This window comes from Exiguobacterium sp. s64 (assembly GCF_018618035.1).
Taxonomy (GTDB): Bacteria; Bacillota; Bacilli; order Exiguobacteriales; family Exiguobacteriaceae; genus Exiguobacterium; species Exiguobacterium mexicanum_A.
Genome location: NZ_JACSLH010000010.1, coordinates 42541 through 66405 on the forward strand (window position 1 = coordinate 42541; position 23865 = coordinate 66405).

Sequence of the window (23865 nt, forward strand, 5' to 3'; positions counted from 1 at the left end):
AACGAACATCCTTAGGAGGAACTTACTGTGAAATTTATTTTCAACCCGGACATCCGGGACCCAAAACTCAACTTGGCGGTCGAGGAGTACATCCTCAAACATTTGAACGTCGAGCATGAGGACTATTTCTTGTTCTATATTAACGGCCCGTCGATCATCATCGGTAAGAACCAAAACACGTCAGAAGAAGTCAACTTGAAGTATATCGAAGAGAACGGGATCGACGTCGTCCGTCGCCTCTCGGGCGGCGGGGCCGTCTATCACGACGAAGGGAACTTGAACTTCAGCTTCATCACAAAAGATGACGGCAACTCGTTCAATAACTATAAGAAGTTCACGCAACCGATCGTGGATGCCTTGAAACAGCTCGGCGTCGAGGCGGAGTTGACGGGACGTAACGATATCCAAGTCGGCGAACGCAAAATCAGCGGTAACGCCCAGTTCACGACGCGCGGCCGCATGTTCAGCCACGGGACGCTCATGTTCAACTCGAACATCGAGGAAGTCGTCAACTCGCTCAACGTCTCAGAAGAGAAGATGCGCTCGAAAGGAATCAAGTCGGTCCGGAGCCGTGTCGCCAACATCACCGAGTTTTTAGAAGAAGAGATGGCGATGGAGCACTTCGTCGAGGCACTCCTTCACTCAATCTATGACGGACAAGAACCCGAGCGTTACGTGCTTCGCGATGAGGACTGGGAGATCGTTCAGGACATCTCGAAAGAACGCTACGCGAACTGGGATTGGAACTTTGGGAAATCGCCGAAGTTTGATGTCGAGTCGAAACGTCGTTTCCCGATCGGCACGATTGATGTCCGCTTGAACGTCAACAAAGGGACGATCACGGAAGCAAAAATCTACGGCGACTTCTTCGGCGTCGGTGATATCCATGATGTCGAACAAGTACTCGTCGGGACGCGATTCGAACGCGGCGCGATTCGGGAACAATTGTCACAGCTTGACGTCAAACATTACTTTGGCAACGTCGAGCTCGAAGAACTCGTCGATCTCATTAGCTGAAGCGGGTTTGAGGGAAGAAGGGGCTCTGAACAGGGTCCCTTCTTTTTGGCGTTTTCGTGACATCTTGTGTGGACCGTTGCGCGTCGTTTCGACGAGGCGTATCATAATCAATGCAAGCGCTTTCGTAAATTGGGTTCAACCAATAGGAGGAAACAATATGTACCGATTTATCACAGAGTGGATGGACGCGAATTGGATGTGGGTGACGGAGCAACCGACGTTTGACCTCGCTGTCCGCGCGATCGGTCTTGAGTTAGAAGGAAGAGGGATTGTCGATGAGTCATTCGCGCGCGTCGTCATCGAACAAGAGCGGACGATCCCGTCTGGCGTGACAGATGTCGCCGTACCGGTCGCTGTCGTCGATGTACCGCTCCACGTTTCGAAACAAGATGGAATCACGTTGTTACATCTTAATCACCCGTTTGCGATGCAGACGATTGCTGCTGAAACCATTCGGGCCGAGGCGATCTTTTTCATCACGGCAACGACCGAAGCGAAGAAGTCGGCGCTCCACAAATTGATGGACGATTTGCTCATGGATGACGAGACACTGCAGGCGCTCGTCCACGTACAGAGCCGGACCGGTTTGTATCATTTGAAGACGATGGACTTGAAAGCGTTTTCTTATTGAGCCGTTTCATGTACAATGAAGATAACTGAAAAAGAGCGCGGATACCGTGCTCTTTTTTACGGGTCAAAAGTGAATAGTCATTCATTTTCAAAGGGGGATTACCATGGCAAACTTAGTCACGGCACTACAGGGCGTTGTGGCCGCGCATCCGAATAAGGCGGCCTACGTGTTTGGGGAAGACACGGTCAGCTACGGACAGTTTTTCGGCCAGGTCGAGGCGATGGCGGCGACACTTGAGCAAAAAGGGATCGGACAAGGCGACCACGTCGCACTCGTCCTCGGCAATAGCCCGGCATTCTTGATTTCCTATTTTGCGGTGCTCGCACGAGGTGGGGTCGTCATTCCGATCAACCCTACATACACGCCAGATGAGATGGCCTATATTTTAGTCGATGGGGATGTGAAGGCAATCGTCGCCTTGTCACCGCTCGTCGCGCAAGCAGAAGCCGCGCTCACGAAGTTACCGCAACTCCGCCTCGTCATCTCGGTCCCGTACGCGGACGTACCGGCGTTGAAACGGGACGGCGACATCGAGTTCTTGCCGTTCGAGGAGGCGTTCGCGACGACGAAAGGGGAACTCGTCACGGTCGATGAGGAAGACGTCGCCGTCATCCTCTATACGAGCGGGACGACCGGCAAACCGAAGGGAGCGTTGTTGACGCATCTCAACTTGTTCTCGAACGCCCATTCGATCGGCGAATATTTGGAGATCACGCCGGAAGATAAAGCGCTCGCGGCGCTGCCGATGTTCCACGTCTTCTGTTTGACGGTCATCGTCAACGCACCGCTCCTTCGCGGGGCGACGATTGTCATCTTGCCGAAATTCTCGCCGCAGGACGTGTTCGACCTCATCCCGAGACATTGCGTCAGCATTTTCGCCGGGGTGCCGACGATGTACAACTTCTTGTTACAGACGGCGATGAAAGTCCCGGTCTACGCCTCGGCACTCAAGCACGTCCGCGTCTTCGTCTCCGGTGGAGCGAGTCTGCCGGTACAGTTGCTCGAATCGTTCGAGCAAAAGTTCGAGTGTAAGATCCTTGAAGGGTATGGCCTCTCGGAAGCGTCACCGGTCACCTGTTTCAACCCGCTCCACGGGGAGCGGAAGGCAGGTTCGATTGGTCCGTCGATCGTCCACGTCGAGAACAAAGTCGTCGACGAGCTCGGGGAAGAGGTCGGGATCGACGAGGTCGGTGAACTGATCGTCCGTGGGCCGAACGTGATGAAAGGGTATTACAAACTCCAAGAAGAGACATCGATGACACTTCGCGACGGGTGGCTCTATACAGGCGACTTGGCGAAACGTGACAAGGACGGTTACTTTTATATCGTCGATCGGAAGAAGGATATGGTCATCGTCGGTGGCTATAACGTCTATCCGCGCGAAGTCGAAGAAGTGTTGTATCAGCATCCGGGGATCGTCGAGGCGGCCGTCATCGGGGTGCCAGACGCAGAACAAGGGGAAGCGGTCAAAGCGTTCATCGTCACTCGTGACGAGCAGGTGACGCTCGACGAGATCCGAGCGTTCGCGGCGACGAAACTGGCGAAGTATAAACAGCCGACACAGATTGAAATCATTGATGAACTGCCTCGGAACACGACCGGGAAAATTTTACGGACCGTCTTGAAGAGCGAGGCGTTCCAACGCAATTGATTAGGGCAAGAGCGACAAATCAGTCGCTCTTTTTTTGATTAAATGATTTGACACCGTTACGGGGTAGGGGTATATTGAAGGTGAGGTGGTAACCATGGAAGAATTCATGCATGACGAACCGATCGTTCCGCGCGAAGACGCGGAGCGTGAAGCGCTCAGCAAACGGCTGCGCCGGATTGAAGGACAAGTACGAGGGATTCAAAAGATGGTCGAGAGCGACCGTTATTGTGTCGATATTTTGACTCAGACGTCAGCCATTCAAGCTGCGCTCAAACAAGTTGAGATGCAACTGCTCGAACGTCACATGCGCAAATGTCTAGTCCATGCCAGCGAAACGGAAGACATGGACCCATACATTGACGAATTGATGACAATCGTCAGCCGCATCAAAAAGTAAGGAGGTGGACCGATGAAAACCGTCGAACTGTCGATTCAAGGGATGACATGCGCCGCATGTTCGGCCCGAATCGAAAAAGTGTTGAATAAAATGGACGGCGTCGAAGCGACCGTTAACTTGCCGCTTGAAACGGCGACGATTCGCGTCGAGGAAGGTATCACTGAAGAAGAGTTGATCGCCCGAATCGAGAAGATCGGTTACGGCGCAGAACGGAAAGCGGAATTGACCCCGAAACACGACCTCCGCCCGCTCGAACGAAAAGTGCTCATCTCGGCGCTATTGTCAGCACCGCTTCTGCTCGTCATGATTACGCACATCCCGGGTGTGACGTTCCATGCCGATTGGCTCATGAATCCGTGGTGGCAATTCGCGCTCGCCACACCGGTCCAGTTCTGGATCGGGGCCCAGTTTTATAAAGGGGCGTATAAGAGCCTGAAGAGCGGCGCGGCCAACATGGATGTGCTCGTGGCGACAGGGACATCGGCGGCTTACTTTTATTCCGTCTTCGAGATGCTCGTGCATCCGATGCATCCGTCGCTCTATTTTGAGACGAGTGCCGTTTTGATTACGCTCGTATTGCTCGGGAAATGGTTAGAGGCCCGAGCGAAAGAAAAAACGACGGACGCGCTCAAGTCACTTTTATCGTTACAGGCGAAAGAAGCGATTTTACTTGTTGACGGTGTGGAACGGCCAGTCGCGATCGACTTGGTCAAAGCCGGTGACGTCATCGTCGTCCGCCCTGGCGAAAAAGTGCCGGTCGATGGAAAAATCGTCGAAGGTGAGACGGTCATCGATGAGTCGATGTTGACCGGGGAATCAATCCCATCTGAGAAAAGTGTCGGCGCCGATGTTGTCGGCGGAACGATTAACCGCTCGCACCGGGTCTTGATGGTCGCCGAACGTGTTGGCAGCGAGACGATGCTCGCTCAAATTGTTCGTGTTGTTGAACAGGCGCAGACGGACAAAGCCCCGATCCAACGGCAAGCGGACCGGATTTCCGGTGTGTTCGTTCCAATCGTCGTCGCCATCAGCGCCTTGACGTTCGCCGTCTGGACGCTTGGCTTCAATGATTTGGACATGGCGATCCGGGCCTCGATCGCCGTTCTCGTTATCGCTTGTCCGTGTGCGCTCGGTCTCGCGACACCGACATCGATCATGGTCGGGACGGGCCGTGCCGCCGAACGTGGTGTCTTGTTCAAAGGTGGCGGTCAGCTCGAATCGTTGAATGGGGTCGATATCGTCGTCTTCGATAAGACGGGGACGCTCACGAAAGGTACGCCGGAAGTCGTGGCGACGTTCGGAGAGACGTCGTTCTTGAAACAAGCCGTCATGGCCGAACGTCAGTCGACGCACCCGCTCGCCGAGGCAATCGGTCGGGGCGAAGGGGACGGTCAGGTCGAACGCGTTGAAGAGTTGGCCGGTCGAGGATTGAAAGCGGTCGTAGATGGGAAACCTCTTCTTATCGGCTCGGTCCGTATGATGCAAGAAGCCGGATTTGCATTACCGGAGTGGGACATGCAGGCGATGACGCCGGTCTATGTGGCCGACGAGTCTGGGGTCGTTGCGGCGTTTGGTCTGCAAGATCGGTTGAAAGACCAAAGCCGTGCCGTCGTCCAACAACTTGCCAAGACGAGACAAGTCTACGTCTTGACCGGTGATCGGAAAGAAGTCGCATTCGACGTCGCCCGTCAACTCGGGATTCCGGAAACGAACGTCATCGCCGAGGTATTGCCCGTCGAGAAGGCGGATCATGTCGAGGCGCTGAAACGCCAGGGCCGTGTGGCCATGGTCGGGGACGGGATGAATGACGCGCCGGCACTTGCTGTCGCTGACGTCGGCATCGCCTTCGGAAGCGGGACGGATATCGCCCTTGAGGCGGCCGATGTCACCGTGATGGGGCAAGATATCGATGGGGTGAACCGTGCCATCGAGATGAGTGCGTTGACGATGCGTAACATTCGTCAAAATTTGTTCTGGGCGCTTGCCTATAACAGTCTCGGTATCCCGGTCGCAGCGGCCGGTTTGCTCGCCCCATGGATTGCCGGGGCGGCCATGGCGTTCAGTTCGGTCTCGGTCGTCTTGAACGCGTTACGATTGAAAACACAAGGAGGAACATCAAAATGAATGAAACGACATTAAAAGTAGAAGGTATGACATGTAATCACTGCAAGGCGGCGGTCGAAGGCGCCTTGACAGAACTTGAAGGCGTCGAGTCAGCGATCGTCTCGTTACAGGACCATCGGGTCGATGTCATCCACAACGATAAAATTTCAGTGAAAACGATGATCGAAGCCATCGAAGAACAGGGTTACGACGTCAACGCATAATCGAGAGCTCCCGCCTACCATGGCGGGAGTTTTTTTTTGTCATGTTCATGCTAAGAAAAGTATGCTATATTATAGGTGATAATGAGAATCGCTATCAGTAGGAAGGTGGAACATGATGGAACTCATGATGATCAGCGGTGTACTGGCCCTCCTTAGTGGCGGCACGGTATTCCTCGCACAACAGATGCGCACTCGGCCGACGCGGTGAGGAAGGGGGAACCCTTCTTTTTTTGTGGGCTTGTTTGCGTGTCGTGAACACATTGAGCGCGGAGGAAACGGCTGCATTCCCATCATTCATCCACAATTGTTTGATATGATAAACAAAAAACGTTGCAGAGGTGACTGGAATGTACACAATCTATTTAGTCGATGATGAAATCAATTTAAATAAGATGCTCGTCACGTATTTAGAGCAAGAAGGGTATCAGGTCCGTTCGTTCACCGACGGGACCTCGGCCCAGGCCGCAATTAAAGACGAACCAGACTTATGGGTGCTCGATATCATGCTCCCGGACCTCGATGGGTTCCAATTACTGAAACAAATCAAAGCGAAAAACGCGTTCACGCCGACGATTTTCATTTCGGCGCGAGATGAGGATATCGATAAAATTATCGGACTCGAGATGGGATCAGACGATTACATCGCGAAACCGTTCTTGCCACGGGAACTGGTCATCCGCGTCAAAAAATTGATCGACCGTGTCTACGGTTCGAAATCGAATGAGCATATCGAATATGGAGAATATACGATTTATCCTGAAAAACGTCTCATCAAGCATGAACAAGATGAAATCGATTTGACATCAAAAGAGTTCGACTTGTTGCTGCTCTTCCTCGAACATCCGGGGTCGGCCTTATCACGCGAACAGATTTTAGAAGGGGTATGGGGCCATGACTATTTCGGCTCGGACCGCGTCGTCGATGACTTGGTACGCCGTCTCCGGAAGAAACTGCATCGCCTTGAGCTCGAAACGCTCTATGGCGTCGGTTACCGACTCGTTAAGCCATGAAGCTCGATCGTCTCCAGCCGAAACGGCTCATGTGGAAGATTTGGGTATTGATCCTTCTGATCATCGTGACGCTCGCCTTGATGATTTTGTTGACGATTCGTTCCTCGATCACGCAGTTCATCGATGAACAAGTGTATGAGACGTTACAAGATGTCGATTATTACCTGGGGAATACGAATGAGCTAGAAAACATCCCGCAAAATCCGATTGAATATGACCGTCGCCAACAAGAGTCCCGTTCGGTCAACCAGCTCATCTTTTTGCCGAATGGACGCATCATTTATGGTTCGGCCCCGCTTGAATTGACGAACCGGATGTATCAAGAGGCGCTCACACAGACGAGCGAGGTCGCCAAATACCAGACGACGATTGATGGAGAGGACGTCTACTATATCATCCGGCAGAACGAGTACGATGGGGCTCTGATTTACCAAGCTTCCTACGCCTGGGACGCTTACCGGCGTGAACTTGTCTCGACGCTCTACTGGCGCATCTCGATTTTAATCGGCGTCATCAGCCTGTTGTCGTTAATCCCGGCTTTATGGATGTCGCGAGAGTTGACGAAACCGATCGTCGAGATGGAGCGGGCGGTCGAGAAAATCTCGAACCGACAATGGGAGACGGTGCTCCCGCTCGCTCGTCAAGATGAGCTCGGGCAGTTGGCCCGCTCGATTGACGCGATGCGGCAAGAGTTGCAAGAGCAAGACGTGGCCCAACAGGCGCTGCTCCAAAACATCTCGCACGACTTGAAGACACCGATCATGGTCATCCGCGGCTACGCCCAATCCATCGGGGACGGGATTTATCCGACCGGGGATTTGAAAGGGTCGGCCGAAGTCATCGACGAAGAGGCGTCCCGACTCGAGAAGAAAGTCGTCGATTTGTTATATGTCACGAAGCTCGAATACTTCAAAGGCCAAGAGATGCGGCTTGAACCGATTAATCTCGATAAGTTGATGGAACTGCTCGTCAGCCGATTCAAACTGCGAGGCAACTTGGACTGGTCGGTGACAGGACATGCCGGCGAGATGCTCGGGGACGGAGAACAAATCCGTGTCGCCTTCGAGAACGTGCTCGATAATGCCTTGCGCTATGCCGAGTCGACGATTCGAATCGAACTGACACGCTCCGAGGCGGGTGTCGACATCACCATTGAGAATGACGGTCCCCCGGTCGACGCGAACCTCGACTTGTTCCATCAGTTTTCGCGAGGGAAACAAGGGAAGTTCGGTCTTGGCCTGTTCATCGTTCAACGAATCGTGACACTTCATGAGGGGACGGTCGCCTTGGGAAATACAAAAGACGGAGTACGTGTACATTTTCAATTTCCCCAATCGAAATCGTTACAGAATAAGAAATTAGATCACTGAAATTAAAAAATCAGCCGATAATCGGTTGGTTTTTTTAGTGGGAAATATATGAACGCGATTTGTTTAAGTCTTCATTTCTTGGTATGAATGACATGTAAGTCACTATATCCATGATGGAGGCAAATCAGATGACTCAGTTGACGAATGAAACAAGAGCTTTGATTCCAGTTTTCAATGAGTATGGGGAGGCGGAGACGCTCGTCTATCAATCCGACGGTGTATCGCGAATGAAGGGATCGCCCCTGTATTTACTCGAATCGGCCTGTCTGTATTACGGTTCAAGCATTCAAGGACGGATCGAGGCGGCCCGTAACGTACTCGGCCCGCACCGGAAGACGCCGGTCATCATGGATTGGCATGCAGATGCAATCTTTTTCCCGACGATTGCAAAAGAGAGTCCGGACTGTGCCTGGATCAATTTTTCTCAAGTCCTCGATGCTAAGAAGAGTGGTAAAGGAAGTCGGATTATCTTTCATTCGGGTGAGTCGGTCGAGGTCCCGGTCTCGAATCATACCGTCTATAAGCAAAAGCAACGGTCCATCGAGTTATCGTATTCGTTTCAAAAACGCTTTCACTGAAGCACATTCAACTGTGTTTAAAGATTGAAATGAATGGTGAACCCCTCTATGATAAAGAAGAATAGTTCATATGTGTATTTGCACATTATCTGAAAGTGAGGGGTCAACATGTTTTTTCAAAAAATGATTGAACGAGGAAAACTGGTCATCGTGTTTTTGCTCGTCGCAGTCGTCGTTGGAGTGCTCACGTTCTTCCAACTTCCGAAGCGTGAAATTCCAGAGACGAGTGTCAATATCATCTTGATTCAAACGCCATATCCGGGCGCGACCGCAGAGACGGTCGAACGGAACGTTACGAATATTTTGGAGACTGAATTGAGAGGACTCGATGGTATCGAGAATGTGTCATCATTATCCGCATCCGAGTTCTCGAATATCACCGTCGAGTATGAAGACGGCTTCGATCGAAGTGAGCTGCAGTCGAATGTACGCCAAGCGATCTCAGACGCTGCGCCTCGCTTGCCAGAAAATGCGCTGGCCCCGACCGTCAATGACTCGATCGGGCAGTTGCCGGTCGCTTCTTACTTGTTGACGGCAGATGATCGCCAAACACTCCAGACAGTGCGTGAAGATATCGAGCGGTTGGAGGAACGTCTGTTGCGGACAGATGGGGTTACCGGTGTGACGATCAAAGGACTACCGGAAACGGAATTCGTCGTCTCGCTCGACTCGGCGGAACTCGGGGAGCGTCAACTTGCTTTTCCGGACGTCTTGACGGCGATCAATGAAGAATATAAGACGACCCCGCTCGGTCGCCAGTCGACTGAAGATGGGATTTACCAATTGGCGATCGATAGTTTGACGAACGTCAATGACATGGGCCAAGTCGTCGTCGGCTCAGTGGATGGGACGCCTGTCCTGCTTGAAGACGTCGGCACGGTCGAAGAGACGGAGAAAGCGGTCACGGACCTCGTTTCACTCGACGGACAACCTGCCGTTTCCTTGACGGTCACGATTGAATCGGGTCAAGATATTCCGACTCTTCAAGAACGCGTCGACGAAGTCGTTGCGGATGAAGTCGGGGACGTGAATGGTGTCGAACTTGTTCCATATTACGAGCAGGCCAAAGCGGTCGATGATATTTTCTCATCCCTCACTCGTGAATTCATCATTGCCATGATTGCGGTCATCGTCGTCACGACGATTGGGCTCACGTTCTCAGGCTCGCTGATTGTCAGCTTAGCGATTCCATTGTCGTTCTTGCTCGCGTTGATTCCACTTCGTTTCACCGGAGTCGACTTGAACCAAATCTCAATCATCGGGGCCATCATTGCGCTCGGGATCCTCGTCGATGACGCCATCGTCGTCAATGACAATATCCTGCGCCGTTACCGAAAAGGTGACACGGCGATGGGCGGTGCCGTACGCGGGACGAAAGAAGTGTGGGGCTCGATCGTCACATCGACGCTCGCCGTCGTCTTCGCCTTCTTGCCATTGACACTCCTCTCGGGAGCGAACGGGAACTTTATCCGTGCCTTGCCGACCGTCTTGGCCTTGTCGGTGCTCGCTTCGATGCTCATCAGTTTGACGCTCGTGCCGATCGCCCAGTACTGGTTGAATCGGAAGCAAGTGAAAGTATCGAAACGCGAGCCGGGTTGGTTAGGTGGGCCACTGAACCGGCTCAGTAATTTCTATGCAGATACGTTATTACCCAAAGTCGCGAAGCGTCCATGGACGTTCGGTCTCGTCGGTTTCGTCATCACGACCGCATTGTACGGCTTGATCTTGTTGACGCCGTTCGAATTCTTCCCGGCTGCGAACCGGCCAGAAGTCGTGACGAGTGTCACCTTGCCGGTCCAAACCGACCTTGAGGAGACGGAACAGAGACTTCGAGCGATCGAGGAAGAGTTCCAAAGTATTGATGGTGTCGTCGAGACATCTGTCTTTGCGGGTGGCGGCCTACCGAGCCTCTTCACGGGAGGGCTCGATCAGACCGGTGAAAACACGGGTCAAATCGTCGTTCGTGTCGACAACGAGACGATTGACGCGATTCAATTGATTGACGAATATACGACACAAATCCGGGAAAACAACCCGGATGCTGAAATCTTCTTGGATACGCAGCAACAAGGGCCGCCGACTTCGGCACCAGTCGAGTTCACGATGCGCGGTGAAACGATCGAGCAACTCGTCATGGCCCGGGATACCGTGAAAGCGGACCTCGAAGCAATCGACGGTGCACTCGTGCTCGACAACATTAAAGAGCCGTTCCAGACGCTCACGTATGAACTTGATCGTGACGCCATGGCGGCCGCTGGTGTGACCGCGAAATCAATCAGTGACCAGATTCGCCTCGTCACGGACGGCATCCCGATTGGCACGTTTGATGACGGAGTCGAACAACGCGATGTGAAAATCGTCGTCGATGCGGAAGCGAACCGTGAGGCGCTCGCCTTAGACGACATCCTCGTCCCGGTTCAGACGGAGACGGGTCCTCCGGTCGCACCGCTCAGTACGTTCGTCACTGAGACGACGACAGAACAGATTCAACAGATTCCGCGTGAGAACGGGGAACGGATCGTGACGCTCCAAATTTATGCGAGTGAAGGCATGGACGAAGAGGCGTTCAAACAAGACGTCGACCGCGTGCTTGCTGACGCCGAGGCGTCATTGACCGATGAAGGAATCGCGTTCGACCAATCCGGCGCGAGCGACACACAAAACGAGTTCTTCCTTGAACTTGCTACGTTGTTCGTCGTCGTCTTGTTCTTGATTTTCTTGATCATCGCGTTCCAGTTCAATTCACTGTCACTTCCGATCCTCGTCTTGTTCACGATTTACTTGGCGATTGCCGGTGCTGTGGTCGGACTGTTCGTCACCCAGACACCATTTAGTTTCATGGCTTCGATGGGGATCGTCTCACTAGCCGGAATCGTCGTTCGGAACGCAGTCGTCTTGTTCGAGTTCATCGAGCAAGGAATTCGCGACGGCATGGCCGTCACGACCGCCGTCTATGAGGCGGGACGCGCCCGGATTCGTCCGATTCTGTTGACGGCGTTGACCGCTGTCGTGGCACTCTTGCCGGTCGCGCTTGGAGAAGACCCACTGTTCCGACCGCTTGCTATCGGAATCGTGTCAGGAATTCTCTTCTCGACCGTATTGACGCTCGTGCTCGTTCCAGCTTACTACTTGATTTTGGCGAAACGTCGCCATCGAGATAAGCCGTTCACGGAGTAATGTGGCAAACAGAGGGTGGTCCGAACCGGGCCATCCTCTGTTTTTGTGAACGAACGTTCACGACAACTCATGTTTCCCCCAGATGTTGTATGGGTATAATAAGAAAAGGTACTTCAGTATATTGGAGGGAATAGACATGAATGATTCGTACACATGGATCAATCGGCGCAAGATGCGCCCTGCTTATAGCGCGACAGGGGGTCGCTCGTGGACGAGTGAACGGATAGTCCGACCCGATGCGGCTCGTGGGCGCACCGTGCGTGGCGTCAAACGTGTCCGTCGCCCGTACACCGATGAACACGGTGTTCGTCGTTATACGACGGGACGTGTCGTCATTACCGATGCGGCTCGTCAGGCGCGTGCGCACGGTCACGGCGAGTCGGCGGTTCAACTCGAGCTGTCGGTGCCGACACCGTATGAACGGGTGAAAGAGATGATTCCGACGAAAAAAGTGCTCGTGCCGGTCATGGCCGGGATTGCTGTCGCCGGAGGACTTGCGGGTGCGATTTACGCGCTTCGTAAGAAAAAACAAAACAAAAACAAGCACAAATAAAAAAATCGCCCGCGGGCGATTTTTTTATTTGAGGCGATCTGCGAGAATCCGTTCGAGCTGTTGCTCGCCGAGTTCACGCATTTCTGCTTCGTTCTCTTGGTCATACGACTCGTCTGTGAAACGGCCGACGAATTCGACTTTCCCGTTCCCGAGTTCACGGAACACGAGGTTTTTGCGATCGTTATAGAAGACGACGCGGTACTCTCGTCCATTCTCATGTGGATAGTTGAACACGCCTTTAATATGGTCCATGTTCTTTTCTTCGGGTTGGTCTTCTTCCTCTTCATCCTCTGCGAGGGCGTCGGCGAGGACTGCCGTCGGTTCTACTTCTTCCGTTTCTTCTTCAGAGGAAACGGCCTCTTTTTTTTCTTCTTCTGTCATGAAAAACGACCTCCTTTACTTACTTTCTTATCATACCCGCTTTTCGAAAGGCTGACTACTCAAAATGGTGGGAGCAGACGCGGACGACGTTCGAGGATGACATGATCAAACGATGGAACAGTTGTTGCTTGACCGATTCGGGGGCATCGACTGTTTTGAGCGCTTGCTCCATGCAGCCGAGCCAGTGGCCGGCGTGCGTTTCCGAGATCGGGTGGTCGCGATGGATCATCGCCAAGTTGCCGCCACCGCGACGTTCCGTATACAGTTTCGGTCCCCCGAGCAGTTGTGTTAAAAACTCAAACTGATGCGCTTTGACCCGGTCTTTGTCGTCCGGGAACAACGGCAATAAGATCGGATCGGCGTAAACGAGGTCGTAAAAAGCGTCCACGAGTTGCTGAACGCCACGTTCGCCTCCAAATTGTTCATATGCACTCATCTTCTTTCCCCCTCATACGTTCAGTCTAATCGATTTTTGCGGAAAAGGGGACTGAAGCGGGCTGGTCAATTTTCTTCCCGGGCTGTTGAAGGATTTCCCTCTACAAACGAGGTCGAATGGGTCATAATAAAGAAAAAAGGGAAGGGGTGTTCGCCTAAATGACGGTCACTTTTCATGTCGGGCGTTCCGGGAGCGGAAAAAGCGAATGGATGACGAAACATGTCATCGAAGAGCTGAAGCGTGATCCGAGCGGACCGACCATCTATATGCTCGTCCCAGACCAAATGTCGTTTGAGATGGAACGGAAGATGGCGATGACGGACGGCTTGAACGGGTCGACCCGGATTCAAGTCTTATCAATGCGTCGACTCGCCTTTTTGATGATGCGCGACCGGGGCGTCGCGACCGAACAGTTTTTAGATCAGACAGGGACGCACTTGCTGTTGCGCCGCGTCGTCGAGATGAACGAGGAACGATTGACGTTGTTCCGCCGGACGATGAACCAGTTCGGCTTTTACGAGGAACTGAACCAGTTGATCACGCTCCTCAAGCGCGGCCTCGTCGATCCCGAGCAGTTGCTCCGCTTAAGCGAGCAAGACCAACATCGGTCCCTCAAACTCCAAGATTTGTCGATTCTTTACGAGGGTTTCTTGATGATGACGGAAGGGAAATCGCTCCACGCGGAAGACTATTTCAACGTGTTGCTACAACTGTTGCCGGACATCGATTTGACCGGGACGCAGTTTTATGTCGATGGGTTCAATGAATTTTCGGAACAGGAGCTAGCCGTGCTCGTCGCTTTAGCGGAGAAGGCGCCGCTCGACGTGCTGTTGACGATTGACCCGGATTCGCTCTATCGGCCTCATCCGTCGTTCGGACCGACGCAACGGACACTCATGCGTTTCAAAGAGCTGTTGGCCGAGCGCGGTCTCTCGTCAAACGACCACCCTCATACAGGATCTCCGCGCTTCCAACATCCGAGCCTGGCCTATCTCGAGGCGACGTTCGGGCAAGTGACGGCAGCTCCATACACGCGTCCTGATTCGAACGTGGTGTTGAACGCGGCCGTCGACCGGTCGGTAGAAGTCGAGGCAGCCGTCCGTGAGGTCGTGCGGCTCGTCCGGGAGGAAGGATTCCGCTATCGCGATATCGCTTTCGTGTCACGCTCGCTTGAGGAGTACGGCGACTTGGCGACACAAGCGCTCCGAAAAATGCAGTTGCCGTTCTTCCTCGATGAGCGGCAACCGATGCTCGATCATCCCGTCGTCGAATTACTGAAGGCGACGATTGAGGTCGCGATGCGCGGCTACCGGGAAGAACCGGTGTTTCGGGCGCTCAAAACCGAACTGATTTTGCTCGATGCGGAGCATCGACGCACGTCGGTCGACCGACTCGAGGCGTTCGTCATCGAGCGCGGAATCAAACATTATCACTGGCACGAGGATTGGTATTTGCGACGCCGAGCCGAAGAAGAGGCACGGCTGACCGGGGAAGAACTTGACTTGGAGACGGCACTCAATCGTTACCGCCAAACCGTCGTTGACACCTTCGACCCGCTGTTGGCAGATTTAAAAGCGGCGAAGACGATGCAAGCTTACACGCACGCCATCTATGCCTTTCTAGAACGGGTTGATGTGGCGTCTTGTCTCGCCTATTGGCGCGAGGAGGCGCTCGAGGAATCAAGATTGCTCGAAGCGAGAGAACATACCCAAGTGTGGGATGCCGTGTTGCACTTGCTCGAGCAGTTGGAAGCGGCGGCGCCAGATGAGACGCTCTCGACCGAACTGTTCCTGCAAATGATGGATACCGGGCTCGACAGTTTGCGCTACGCGCTCGTCCCGCCATCTCTGGACCAATTGACGGTCACTGATTACGTCCGGGGCCGCTTGATTGATAAAAAGGTCGTCTTCTTACTCGGGGCAAACGAAGATCAAATCCCGCTCGTAGCGACCCAGTCGAAACTGTTGACCGACCAGGACCTTGATTTCATGCATGACAACGGCGTTCGGGCCGGGAAAGCGACCGAGCATTTATTTGATGACGAGACGTACTATTTATACAAGGCGCTCACGGCACCGAGCCATCGTGTGTTCGTCAGCTATGCCCTCGTCGACCGGGCCGGCAAGGCGATTCAACCGGCGAGTTTTATCGCTGACCTGAAAGCCCGCCTCAGTGGCGGGAAAGTCGTGACGACCCATTTCGCGGAAGCCGGGGAACATCGCCCGAGCGACCAGCTGTCTTTTATCACGAACGTGAATCAGACGGCAGCGGTGACAGCGCTCGAACTGCAACGACTCAGCCGGCATTATCCGATTCAAGATACGTGGTTCACGGTGTACAACGAACTGTTGAAACATCCGGAAGGCCGCGAACGGATTCGCTTATTGACGAGTGCACTCTTCTATCAAAACGTGCCACAACCGTTGCCGGAAGATGTCGCCAAGTCACTTTATACAAACTCGATTCGAGCGAGCGTCTCGCGGCTCGAGACGTTCCAGGCTTGTCCGTTCCGTCACTTTGCGAGCTATGGGCTCCGTTTAAAAGAACGTCGCCTGTATCGGTTAGAAGCGCCGGATATCGGAAACTTGTACCATCGCACAATCGAGCATATGTCCCAGACCGTGAAAATGGACGGGAAAGAATGGCGGGATGTGAGCCGCGACGAGTGTTCGTCACTCGCCGAGGCGGCCGTCGAACTCGTCACGCCGGAAATTCAAAATGCGATTTTGATGAGTTCGAACCGGTATGGCTATTTGAAGAAGAAATTGACCGATGTCGTCAGCAAGACGGCGGAAGTATTGATCGAGCAATCGAAACGGGACGGATTCGACCCCGTCGCTTTCGAACTCGCCTTCGGCAGCGGCAATTTCCCGCCCGTGTCGTTCACGCTCAGTAACGGGGCGACGTGTGAACTTGTCGGTCGCATCGACCGCGTCGACACGGCCTCGGTCCATGATCAGCTTTACGTCCGGATTGTCGACTATAAGTCGAGCAAACGAGAAATCGACTTCGCCGAAATCTATTACGGGCTCGCCATGCAGATGCTCATCTATTTGAAAGTACTGATCGAGCAGGCGAACGCGTGGACACAAGAGAATGTCGCGCCGGCAGCGGCGCTTTATTTCCACGTCCACCGGCCGCTCGTCGCACCGGCCGAGACGGACACGGACACCGAGCGGAAGGTGCTCGAATCGTATCAGATGCAAGGATTGCTCGTCGACGATCCTGCCATTTTAGAGGCGATGGACCGGACAGCGAAACTCGATCAGAAAAAATCAATCGTCATCCCGGTCAAGTACAAGAAAGATGGGACGATCGATGCGAATACGACGAAAAAGGTCGTCTCCCCGCCACAGCTCGAGCAATTGATGGACCATGCCCTTAATTTGGCGGAGGCGAGCGCCGAGGCGATGTACGATGGCGAAATCGGAGTCGAGCCATATGAATATAAAGAACGACGGCCCTGCCAGACGTGCCCGTTCCAAAGTGTCTGTCACTTTGATGAGGCGCTGTCCAACGAGCCACGGCAATTGAAGAAATTAGAAAAAGATGACGTCTTGTCAAGATTAGGAGGTGACGTCGATGAAGTGGACGAATGATCAACAAGCGGCCATTGATGCCAGAGGGTCGCACGTGCTCGTCTCGGCGGCAGCCGGTTCCGGGAAGACGGCCGTCCTCGTGGAACGGCTCGCGAGCCGTCTCTTGGATGAGACGGACGAATTGACGGCGGACCGCATGCTCGTGGTCACATTCACGAATGCGGCGGCGGCCGAGATGAAACGTCGAATCGCCAAAGCACTCGACGGGGCACTCCGTGATGATCCCGAGAACGCATATATTCGAAAGCAACGCCAAATGCTCAACCGGGCACTCATCACGACGATTCACTCGTTCTGTCTCGAAGTGATTCGGGAGAATTATTATTTGCTCGACCTCGACCCGGCGTTCAAAATCGCCGAGGAACGGGACTTGGTGCTCTTGCAGGACGATGTGCTCGAAGATGTGCTCGAGGAGGCGTACGGTCAACAAGACCAAGCTTTCTTCGCTTTGATTGACGCTTATACGTCGGACCGGGGCGACAGTGAGATCGAGGAATTGATTCTCGGCCTCTATCACTATGCACGGACGCTACCAGACCCGGAAGCGTACTTGGACGAACTTGTGTCGTTGTATCAGTTCGATGGGGATCCTGACGAGGAACAACTGTTGATTGAATTCGGGCGCCTGCTTTGGGTAGACATCGAAAAAGCATTGCGTCAGCTCCGTCGCGTCGCCATCGAACTTCGGCTCGCCGGTTATGAGGCGCAATCTGAGAACGTGCAACAGGCGATTTTACCATTTGTGAATCTCGATCCGGACTCGTTCAAGTGGAGCGAGCTCGAGACGGCTTCCCGCGCCGTCAAGTTTGGGACGATGAAATCCGTTCAAAAGAAAGAAGAACATCACGTCTATCACACGGTATTGAAGCCGGCATACGATCAGGCGAAGAAGAAGTTAAGTGAAGCCATCGCCCAAGCGAGCACGAGTGGGGCAGATTATTTGGACGTGTTGATGACACAACGTCCGCTCGTCGAGACGCTCGTTAAGACCGTTCGGACGTTCGGTGCCGCCTATGAACAGGCGAAGCGGGACCGTGCCTTTGTCGACTTCAGCGACCTCGAGCATTATGCGCTCGCCATTTTACGAGACGGGGGAGGACCATCTTCGGTCGCTTCGCTTTACAAACAACGCTTCGCCGAAGTATTGATCGATGAGTATCAGGACACGAACGAGATTCAAGAGACGATCATCGGGCTTGTCAGCAATGAAGTCGAGCATGTCGGAAATCTGTTCATGGTCGGCGATATCAAGCAGTCGATTTACCGGTTCCGTCATGCCGAACCACGCTTGTTCATTGAGAAGGCGACGCGCTTCAAACAGAATGGGTCGGGACAACGGATCGACTTGTCCCAAAACTTCAGAAGCCGAGCCGAGGTACTCCACGGCATTAACGACTTGTTCGTCCGGCTGATGGACGAGGAAGTAAGTGAGATCGAATACGATGAGGCGGCACGTCTCGTCCCGGGGCGTGACTATGAGGCGCTCGAGGCGAGTCCTGAACTCATTCTCGTCAACGGGGAGAGCCGCGACTTGTCGAAACAAGAACTCGAAGGCCGGGCCATCGCGACCCGGATTTTAGAGCTCGTCTCGGGCGAGGAACCGTTCAAAGTGACCGATGAAGCGACAGGTTTGCTCCGGTCGTGTGAATATCGTGACATTGTCATCTTGGTCCGTTCAAAGAAAGAGCGGGTCGAACAGTTGATGGATATTTTGACACAGTACAACATTCCGGCCTACACCGATTCGGACGGGGGATACTTCCAAGCGACGGAGATTCGGATGATGCTCGCGGTGTTGAAACTGATCGATAACCCGCTCCAAGACATCCCGCTTGCCGGGGCACTTCGCTCGCCGATGTTCGGGTTCAGCGACCAAGAGTTGGCGAAAATCCGCCTTGAGTCGGAAGAGTCATTCTTTGAGGCGCTCAAAGCGAAAGCAGATGATGAGGACGATCTCGGTCTGAAGTGTGGCGATGTTCTTGATGCGTTATCAGCGTGGCGCACGTTCGCTCGCAACCATAGCTTGTCAGAATTGATTCAACAAGTGTTCAACGACACAGGATTTTATGATTTTGCCGGCGGACTGCCGGGCGGGAAAGGGCGCCAAGAAAACTTGAAGGCGCTCTATGACCGGGCGTTGTCGTATGAGCGGAGTGGTTACCGCGGCTTGTATCGTTTCCTCCGTGTGATGGATCGGCTTCAGGATAACGGCGAGGACTTGTCCGAGGCGCGTTCACTCGGTGAAGAAGAAAACGTCGTCCGGATTATGACAGTCCATAAGTCGAAAGGACTCGAGTTTCCGGTCACAATCGTCGCTCAGCTAGGGAAGCAGTTCAACAAGCGCGATCAAATGCAGCGCGTCATCTTCCATAAACGTTACGGAATCTCCCTCGACGCGATTGATGTCGTCACGCGCACGAAAACGGAGACGTTCGTCAAAGAGATGATTCGCCGCGATCTCGATGCGACGATGAAAGCCGAAGAGATGCGCGTTTTGTATGTCGCACTTACGCGCGTGAAAGAAAAACTGATTTTGGTCGGGACGGTCAAAGAGCCTGGGAAACAGATCGGGCAATGGTTGCACGTCGAGCAAACCGGGACGACTTTATCGGCCGATGCGCGTCGTGAGGCGAAGACGTATCTCGATTGGGTCGCTCCGGCGCTCCTAAAACTTGAAGGAGCGGCCCCGTTTTTAGAAGAGCAAGGGTTGCCGATGATCGCACCCCAATCGGAATCGACCCCGTGGACGTACCGTATCATCGGCGAAGAGGACTTGGCGGAAGTCGCCACGCTCCAAGAGATGATGGCGCAGCTCCATCACGTCAAACAGTTCGAAGCGATTGACTTTCCGGTCAAAGACGAGGCGAACGTCACAGATTTTGTCCGCCGGGCGTTCACTTATGAATATCCGGCCCAAGCCGCGACCGAGACGGCTGCCAAGCAAACGGTCACGGAGCTGAAACGCGCGCTCCAACTCGAGCAGGCGGCGTTTGAAGAGACGTACCGGGCGAGTGACACCCCGTACCGAGAGCCGAAGTGGAAACAATCGAAACAGACGGGAGCCGAGCGGGGTACGACGTTACACCTTGTCTTTCAATTGATCGACCCGTCGGAACCACTCGCCTTACAAATCGATCGCTGGGAAGCGGACAGCATGCTCAGCCCGGTCGAGGCCGAGACGGCAAGGCTTGCCATCCCTGAAATCGAGGCGTTCTTTGCTTCAGACACGGGGCGCGCGTTAACGGCAGCGCTTCAAAAGGGGACAGGCTGGCGCGAGTTGCCGTTTACGTACACGGTTCCGGCCGAACGGGTCAATCCGAGCGGGACGTTCACTGACGAACATGTGCTGATTCAAGGGATTATCGATTGTCTGTTCCATGACGGCGAGACATACGTGCTTCTCGACTATAAATCGGACTCCGTGCTCTTTTCGAGCGAATCCCGTGACGCGGCGAAACAAATGTTGCGCGACCGCTATCATGTCCAATTATCGCTCTATCGCGAGGCCATCGAGACGATTTGGGGGATCACGGTCGGACAGATGCTCATTTATTCGCTCGAATTACAGGAAATTGTTGTATTATAATGTAGACGTTGTGAAGAAAAAGGGGTACGGTTATACACCGTACACCCTTATTTTTTGTGATTACGAACTGAATCCGGTAAAATAATGGAATGGGATAAAAAATGGAGGAATCGTCATGGTAAAAATTTTACTAGCAGAAGATGAAGAAGTATTACGGATGCTTGTTTTAGATACATTAGAAGATGAAGGATATGACATTGATGAAGCGCCAGACGGCCTTGAAGCCTACCGGCTAATCGAACAGAACGAGTATGACCTCGTGATTGTCGACCATATGATGCCAGGCATGACCGGTCTTGAGGTCATCGAGAAAGTTCGGAAACTACCGGGACGTCAACATACAAAAGTGATGATGCTCACGGCGAAGAGCCAACAATCTGATCGTGATTGCGCGAACGAGATTGGCGTCGACTACTTTATATCTAAGCCGTTCAGTCCACTTGAGTTGGTGAAGATTATAGGAGGAATCGTGAATTGAACAGATGGTTTAAACAAAAACTCGGTCGCGACCTCATGGTCGTTCTCTATTCCTTCCTCGCGCTCGCGCTGGTCGGATCGATGATTATGTACACGTACATGCAAGAGCGAGTTGCTGAAAACGAACAACGGCTTGAAGACGTTGATGAACGGATTGAGCGGTTGAACACGCTGTGGGATGAGTGGCAAGGCGTCCAGTATGATTCGCGCGGTTATCTCTTGTTCGGAGACACCGAGTCACTTGAACGGGCTCAGTCGAAAGAGAACGAGTTCCAGCAAGAAATCAACTGGTTCAAGAGCGTCGTCCAAACGAAGCAAGGTGAAATTTTCGCAGACGACTTGCAAGAATTCCACGACTTCTATTTTGGCGTCATCCTTCCGGTGACAACAGAATACGGACAATTGCGCGCCGAAGGTGAGATTACCGAAGATACGATTGACCCGGAGACCGTATTAGGCTTACCGACCGCCCAGCGCTTGATTGAGCAGGGCGTCGTCCCGTACAGTCCAGAACGCGGCATCGACACGCTCGGCCCAATCCAACAGATCGAGACGGCGTTAGACGATTATAAATCATTGATGAATAGCGAGAAGCAGAGAGTATATGACGCTTGGAAGTTAAACAGTGATATTCATCAATTCTTGTGGATTGCGAGCATCTTGTCGTTCGCGGCATTGATCTTGTTGTTCATCCAACCATTCTTGCGCCGTCAAACGCGTTTGATTTCACGTCTCTCGGTCGCATCTGACCGTCTGCTCAAGGGCGAGATCGTCGATTTGAGTGATCAGATGGAACGCGAAGATGAGATTGGGACGATGTCACGGTCGTTCCATAAGATGGCCGAGACGCTTCGTGACAATGAACGTCACTTGATTGAGAAAAACCATGAGTTACAGGCGCAACAAGAAGAATTGATTGCACAACAAGAGGAGCTTCAAGCCCAGCAGCAAGAGCTCGAGGAAATCTTGGAGCAGACGCAACAGAACGAGCAACACTTGGCTTATCGCAACGAGTTGACCGAGACGCTCGCGGCCCGCGATTCGTTGACGGCTTACCCAGAGATTATCGAGAAACTGGTCGCCATCACCGACTCAGAAGTCGGCGCCCTCGTATTTGTCGATGCGACAGGCTCGTTCTCAATCACAAGCCACGGCTTGAATGAGACGCTCACGCGTCAGTTGCTCGACAGCGAGAACTCAGTCTTGACGCGGGCGATGACGCTTCGGACGACAGTCCATTCGTCGAAACAAGTCGCAAGCGACCACCCGCTCCCGTACCCATACTATATGTATGAGACGGCTGTACCGGTCCATGACCCGACAGATGACTCGATCATCGCGTTCATCTATCTCGTCCGCTATAAAGATCGCTTTACGCAGACACAGATGGGTGACATCATGTCGTTCGCTCGTCAGTTGTCGCTCTCGCTTCTCCGGATGCGTCTGTTTGAAGAGATGACCCGTGAGAAAGGGAAGACGGAACGGATCCTCGATTCAATTCGCGAGGCGGTCATCTATGTCGAGCATTCGACCGATGATGTCTTCGTCAACCGACCGCTTTATGAAATGTTCCCTGAACTCGATGAGATCACGTCGAGAGAACTCGCGGAACTGTCGTGGAACGAATGGCGAGAGACGATTTCGACGACAGTCGACCAAGAAGATGATTTCTTGAAGTATACCGATCGCCTCTTCACCGATGACTTCCCGCATGACAGCGTCAGCTTCTCGATCCGTAAAGGCGAGATGAACTTGCAGATGTATGCGGAACGCATCGTCGTCGGCGGGTTGTCGAAAGGGACGTTGCTCGTCTTCCGTGACATCACGAGCGAGACCGAGGCGGAACGCTTGAAGAGCGAATTCATCTCGACGATCTCCCACGAGTTGCGGACACCGCTCTCGTCGATCTACGGGTTCACCGAACTCATGGTCAAGAAGCAGTTGCCGAATGAGAAGCAAGCGAAGTACTTGCAGACGATTCACGCCGAGACGGAGCGCCTGACGCATCTCGTCAACGATTTCCTCGACGTGCAACGGATGGAAGCCGGCAGTCAGATGTACGACCGCGAACAGCTCGATATCGAGCCGGTCATCCGCGACATGATGACGTTCTATGAGGCTTCTTCGCTGAAGCATACGTTTGAACTCATCACGGCCGATGACCGACCGTATGAACTGTTCGCCGACTGTCAAAAGTTCAAGCAGTTGATGAGCAACTTGCTCTCGAACGCCGTGAAGTATTCACCACGCGGCGGAAAGATCACCGTCGAATTGGCCCACCACGATCAATCGGTGTCGATTAAAGTGAAGGACCAAGGTATCGGTATTCCGAGCGACGCGCTCGACCGTCTCTTCGACAAGTTCTATCGGGTCGACAATTCCGATAGCCGAGAAATCGGCGGAACCGGACTCGGTCTTCCGATTTGTCAAGAGATCGTGCGCGGTCACGCCGGACAGATTCATGTCGAGTCGGTCCAACATCAAGGGTCGACGTTCACGGTCGTGATTCCGAGCTTCGAATACGCGGTTCGCGAACAAGAGTCAACGACAGCTTAATAAATGAAATACGACAAGGCGCCTGATCATTCTGAACTGCTCCCCGTCAAGTAGACAGTGTAAATAATGAAAACCAACCTAGGCGGCTTGAGACCTGTATTCGACAGGACTCAGGCCGT

Annotated in this window: 17 protein-coding genes; 15 read left to right on the top strand and 2 right to left on the bottom strand. The window is 53.2% G+C overall.

Annotated elements, in window-relative coordinates; all coding sequences use genetic code 11:
* The first annotated feature begins 27 nt into the window (after positions 1-27).
* The 11 genes from lplA to KNP64_RS12925 all read left to right on the top strand — a co-directional run bounded on the left by lplA (position 28) and on the right by KNP64_RS12925 (position 12711).
* Complete coding sequence (lplA, locus tag KNP64_RS12875) at positions 28-1017, top strand: lipoate--protein ligase (RefSeq protein ID WP_034776545.1); 990 nt, start codon at positions 28-30, stop codon at positions 1015-1017.
* A gap of 157 nt (positions 1018-1174) precedes the next feature.
* The gene (locus tag KNP64_RS12880) at positions 1175-1648 is read left to right on the top strand and encodes a PTS sugar transporter subunit IIA (RefSeq protein WP_034776548.1); all 474 of its coding nucleotides are present in this window, start codon (positions 1175-1177) and stop codon (positions 1646-1648) included.
* A gap of 103 nt (positions 1649-1751) precedes the next feature.
* On the top strand, positions 1752-3299 hold the full coding sequence (locus tag KNP64_RS12885) for a long-chain-fatty-acid--CoA ligase (RefSeq protein WP_214793799.1): 1548 nt from the start codon (positions 1752-1754) through the stop codon (positions 3297-3299).
* 94 nt (positions 3300-3393) lie between these two features.
* Positions 3394-3696 carry a metal-sensitive transcriptional regulator gene (locus tag KNP64_RS12890; protein WP_034776552.1) on the top strand — a complete coding sequence of 101 codons (303 nt, stop codon included), beginning with the start codon at positions 3394-3396 and terminating at the stop codon, positions 3694-3696.
* 12 nt (positions 3697-3708) lie between these two features.
* A complete protein-coding gene (locus tag KNP64_RS12895; protein WP_034776553.1) occupies positions 3709-5820 on the top strand; it encodes a heavy metal translocating P-type ATPase in 2112 nt (703 codons plus the stop codon).
* Complete coding sequence (gene copZ / locus KNP64_RS12900) at positions 5817-6023, top strand: copper chaperone CopZ (protein ID WP_029595964.1); 207 nt, start codon at positions 5817-5819, stop codon at positions 6021-6023. Before KNP64_RS12895 ends, copZ begins: the two co-directional genes overlap by 4 nt.
* 347 nt (positions 6024-6370) lie before the next feature.
* Positions 6371-7033: a response regulator transcription factor gene (locus KNP64_RS12905; RefSeq protein WP_034776554.1), complete on the top strand. Its 663-nt coding sequence runs from the start codon at positions 6371-6373 to the stop codon at positions 7031-7033.
* Positions 7030-8403, top strand: a complete 1374-nt coding sequence (locus KNP64_RS12910; protein ID WP_214707894.1) for a sensor histidine kinase — start codon at positions 7030-7032, stop codon at positions 8401-8403. Before KNP64_RS12905 ends, KNP64_RS12910 begins: the two co-directional genes overlap by 4 nt.
* 128 nt (positions 8404-8531) lie before the next feature.
* A complete protein-coding gene (locus tag KNP64_RS12915) occupies positions 8532-8981 on the top strand; it encodes a competence protein ComK (RefSeq protein WP_034776556.1) in 450 nt (149 codons plus the stop codon).
* Between the two features lie 108 nt (positions 8982-9089).
* Complete coding sequence (locus KNP64_RS12920; protein WP_214793802.1) at positions 9090-12158, top strand: efflux RND transporter permease subunit; 3069 nt, start codon at positions 9090-9092, stop codon at positions 12156-12158.
* Positions 12159-12294: 136 nt separating this feature from the next.
* On the top strand, positions 12295-12711 hold the full coding sequence (locus KNP64_RS12925; RefSeq protein WP_034776560.1) for a hypothetical protein: 417 nt from the start codon (positions 12295-12297) through the stop codon (positions 12709-12711).
* Between the two features lie 24 nt (positions 12712-12735).
* Here the strand turns inward: KNP64_RS12925 and KNP64_RS12930 are convergent, their stop codons facing one another.
* Together KNP64_RS12930 and KNP64_RS12935 are read right to left on the bottom strand one after the other, a co-directional pair.
* Positions 12736-13092, bottom strand: coding sequence for a hypothetical protein (locus KNP64_RS12930; protein WP_034776562.1), 357 nt, complete (start codon positions 13090-13092; stop codon positions 12736-12738).
* A 55-nt stretch (positions 13093-13147) separates the two neighbouring features.
* Positions 13148-13528 carry a truncated hemoglobin gene (locus tag KNP64_RS12935; RefSeq protein WP_138859867.1) on the bottom strand — a complete coding sequence of 127 codons (381 nt, stop codon included), beginning with the start codon at positions 13526-13528 and terminating at the stop codon, positions 13148-13150.
* 158 nt (positions 13529-13686) lie between these two features.
* Between KNP64_RS12935 and addB the strand changes: the two genes are divergently transcribed.
* From addB to KNP64_RS12955, 4 genes are all read left to right on the top strand, one after another.
* The gene (addB, locus tag KNP64_RS12940; RefSeq protein ID WP_214763651.1) at positions 13687-17127 is read left to right on the top strand and encodes a helicase-exonuclease AddAB subunit AddB; all 3441 of its coding nucleotides are present in this window, start codon (positions 13687-13689) and stop codon (positions 17125-17127) included.
* A complete protein-coding gene (gene addA, locus KNP64_RS12945) occupies positions 17111-20713 on the top strand; it encodes a helicase-exonuclease AddAB subunit AddA (RefSeq protein WP_214793805.1) in 3603 nt (1200 codons plus the stop codon). Before addB ends, addA begins: the two co-directional genes overlap by 17 nt.
* Before the next feature lie 115 nt (positions 20714-20828).
* A complete protein-coding gene (locus KNP64_RS12950) occupies positions 20829-21191 on the top strand; it encodes a response regulator (protein WP_021066686.1) in 363 nt (120 codons plus the stop codon).
* Positions 21188-23746 (top strand): ATP-binding protein, encoded by a 2559-nt coding sequence (locus KNP64_RS12955; protein ID WP_214793807.1) that lies wholly within the window; start codon positions 21188-21190, stop codon positions 23744-23746. Before KNP64_RS12950 ends, KNP64_RS12955 begins: the two co-directional genes overlap by 4 nt.
* Positions 23747-23865: the final 119 nt, after the last annotated feature.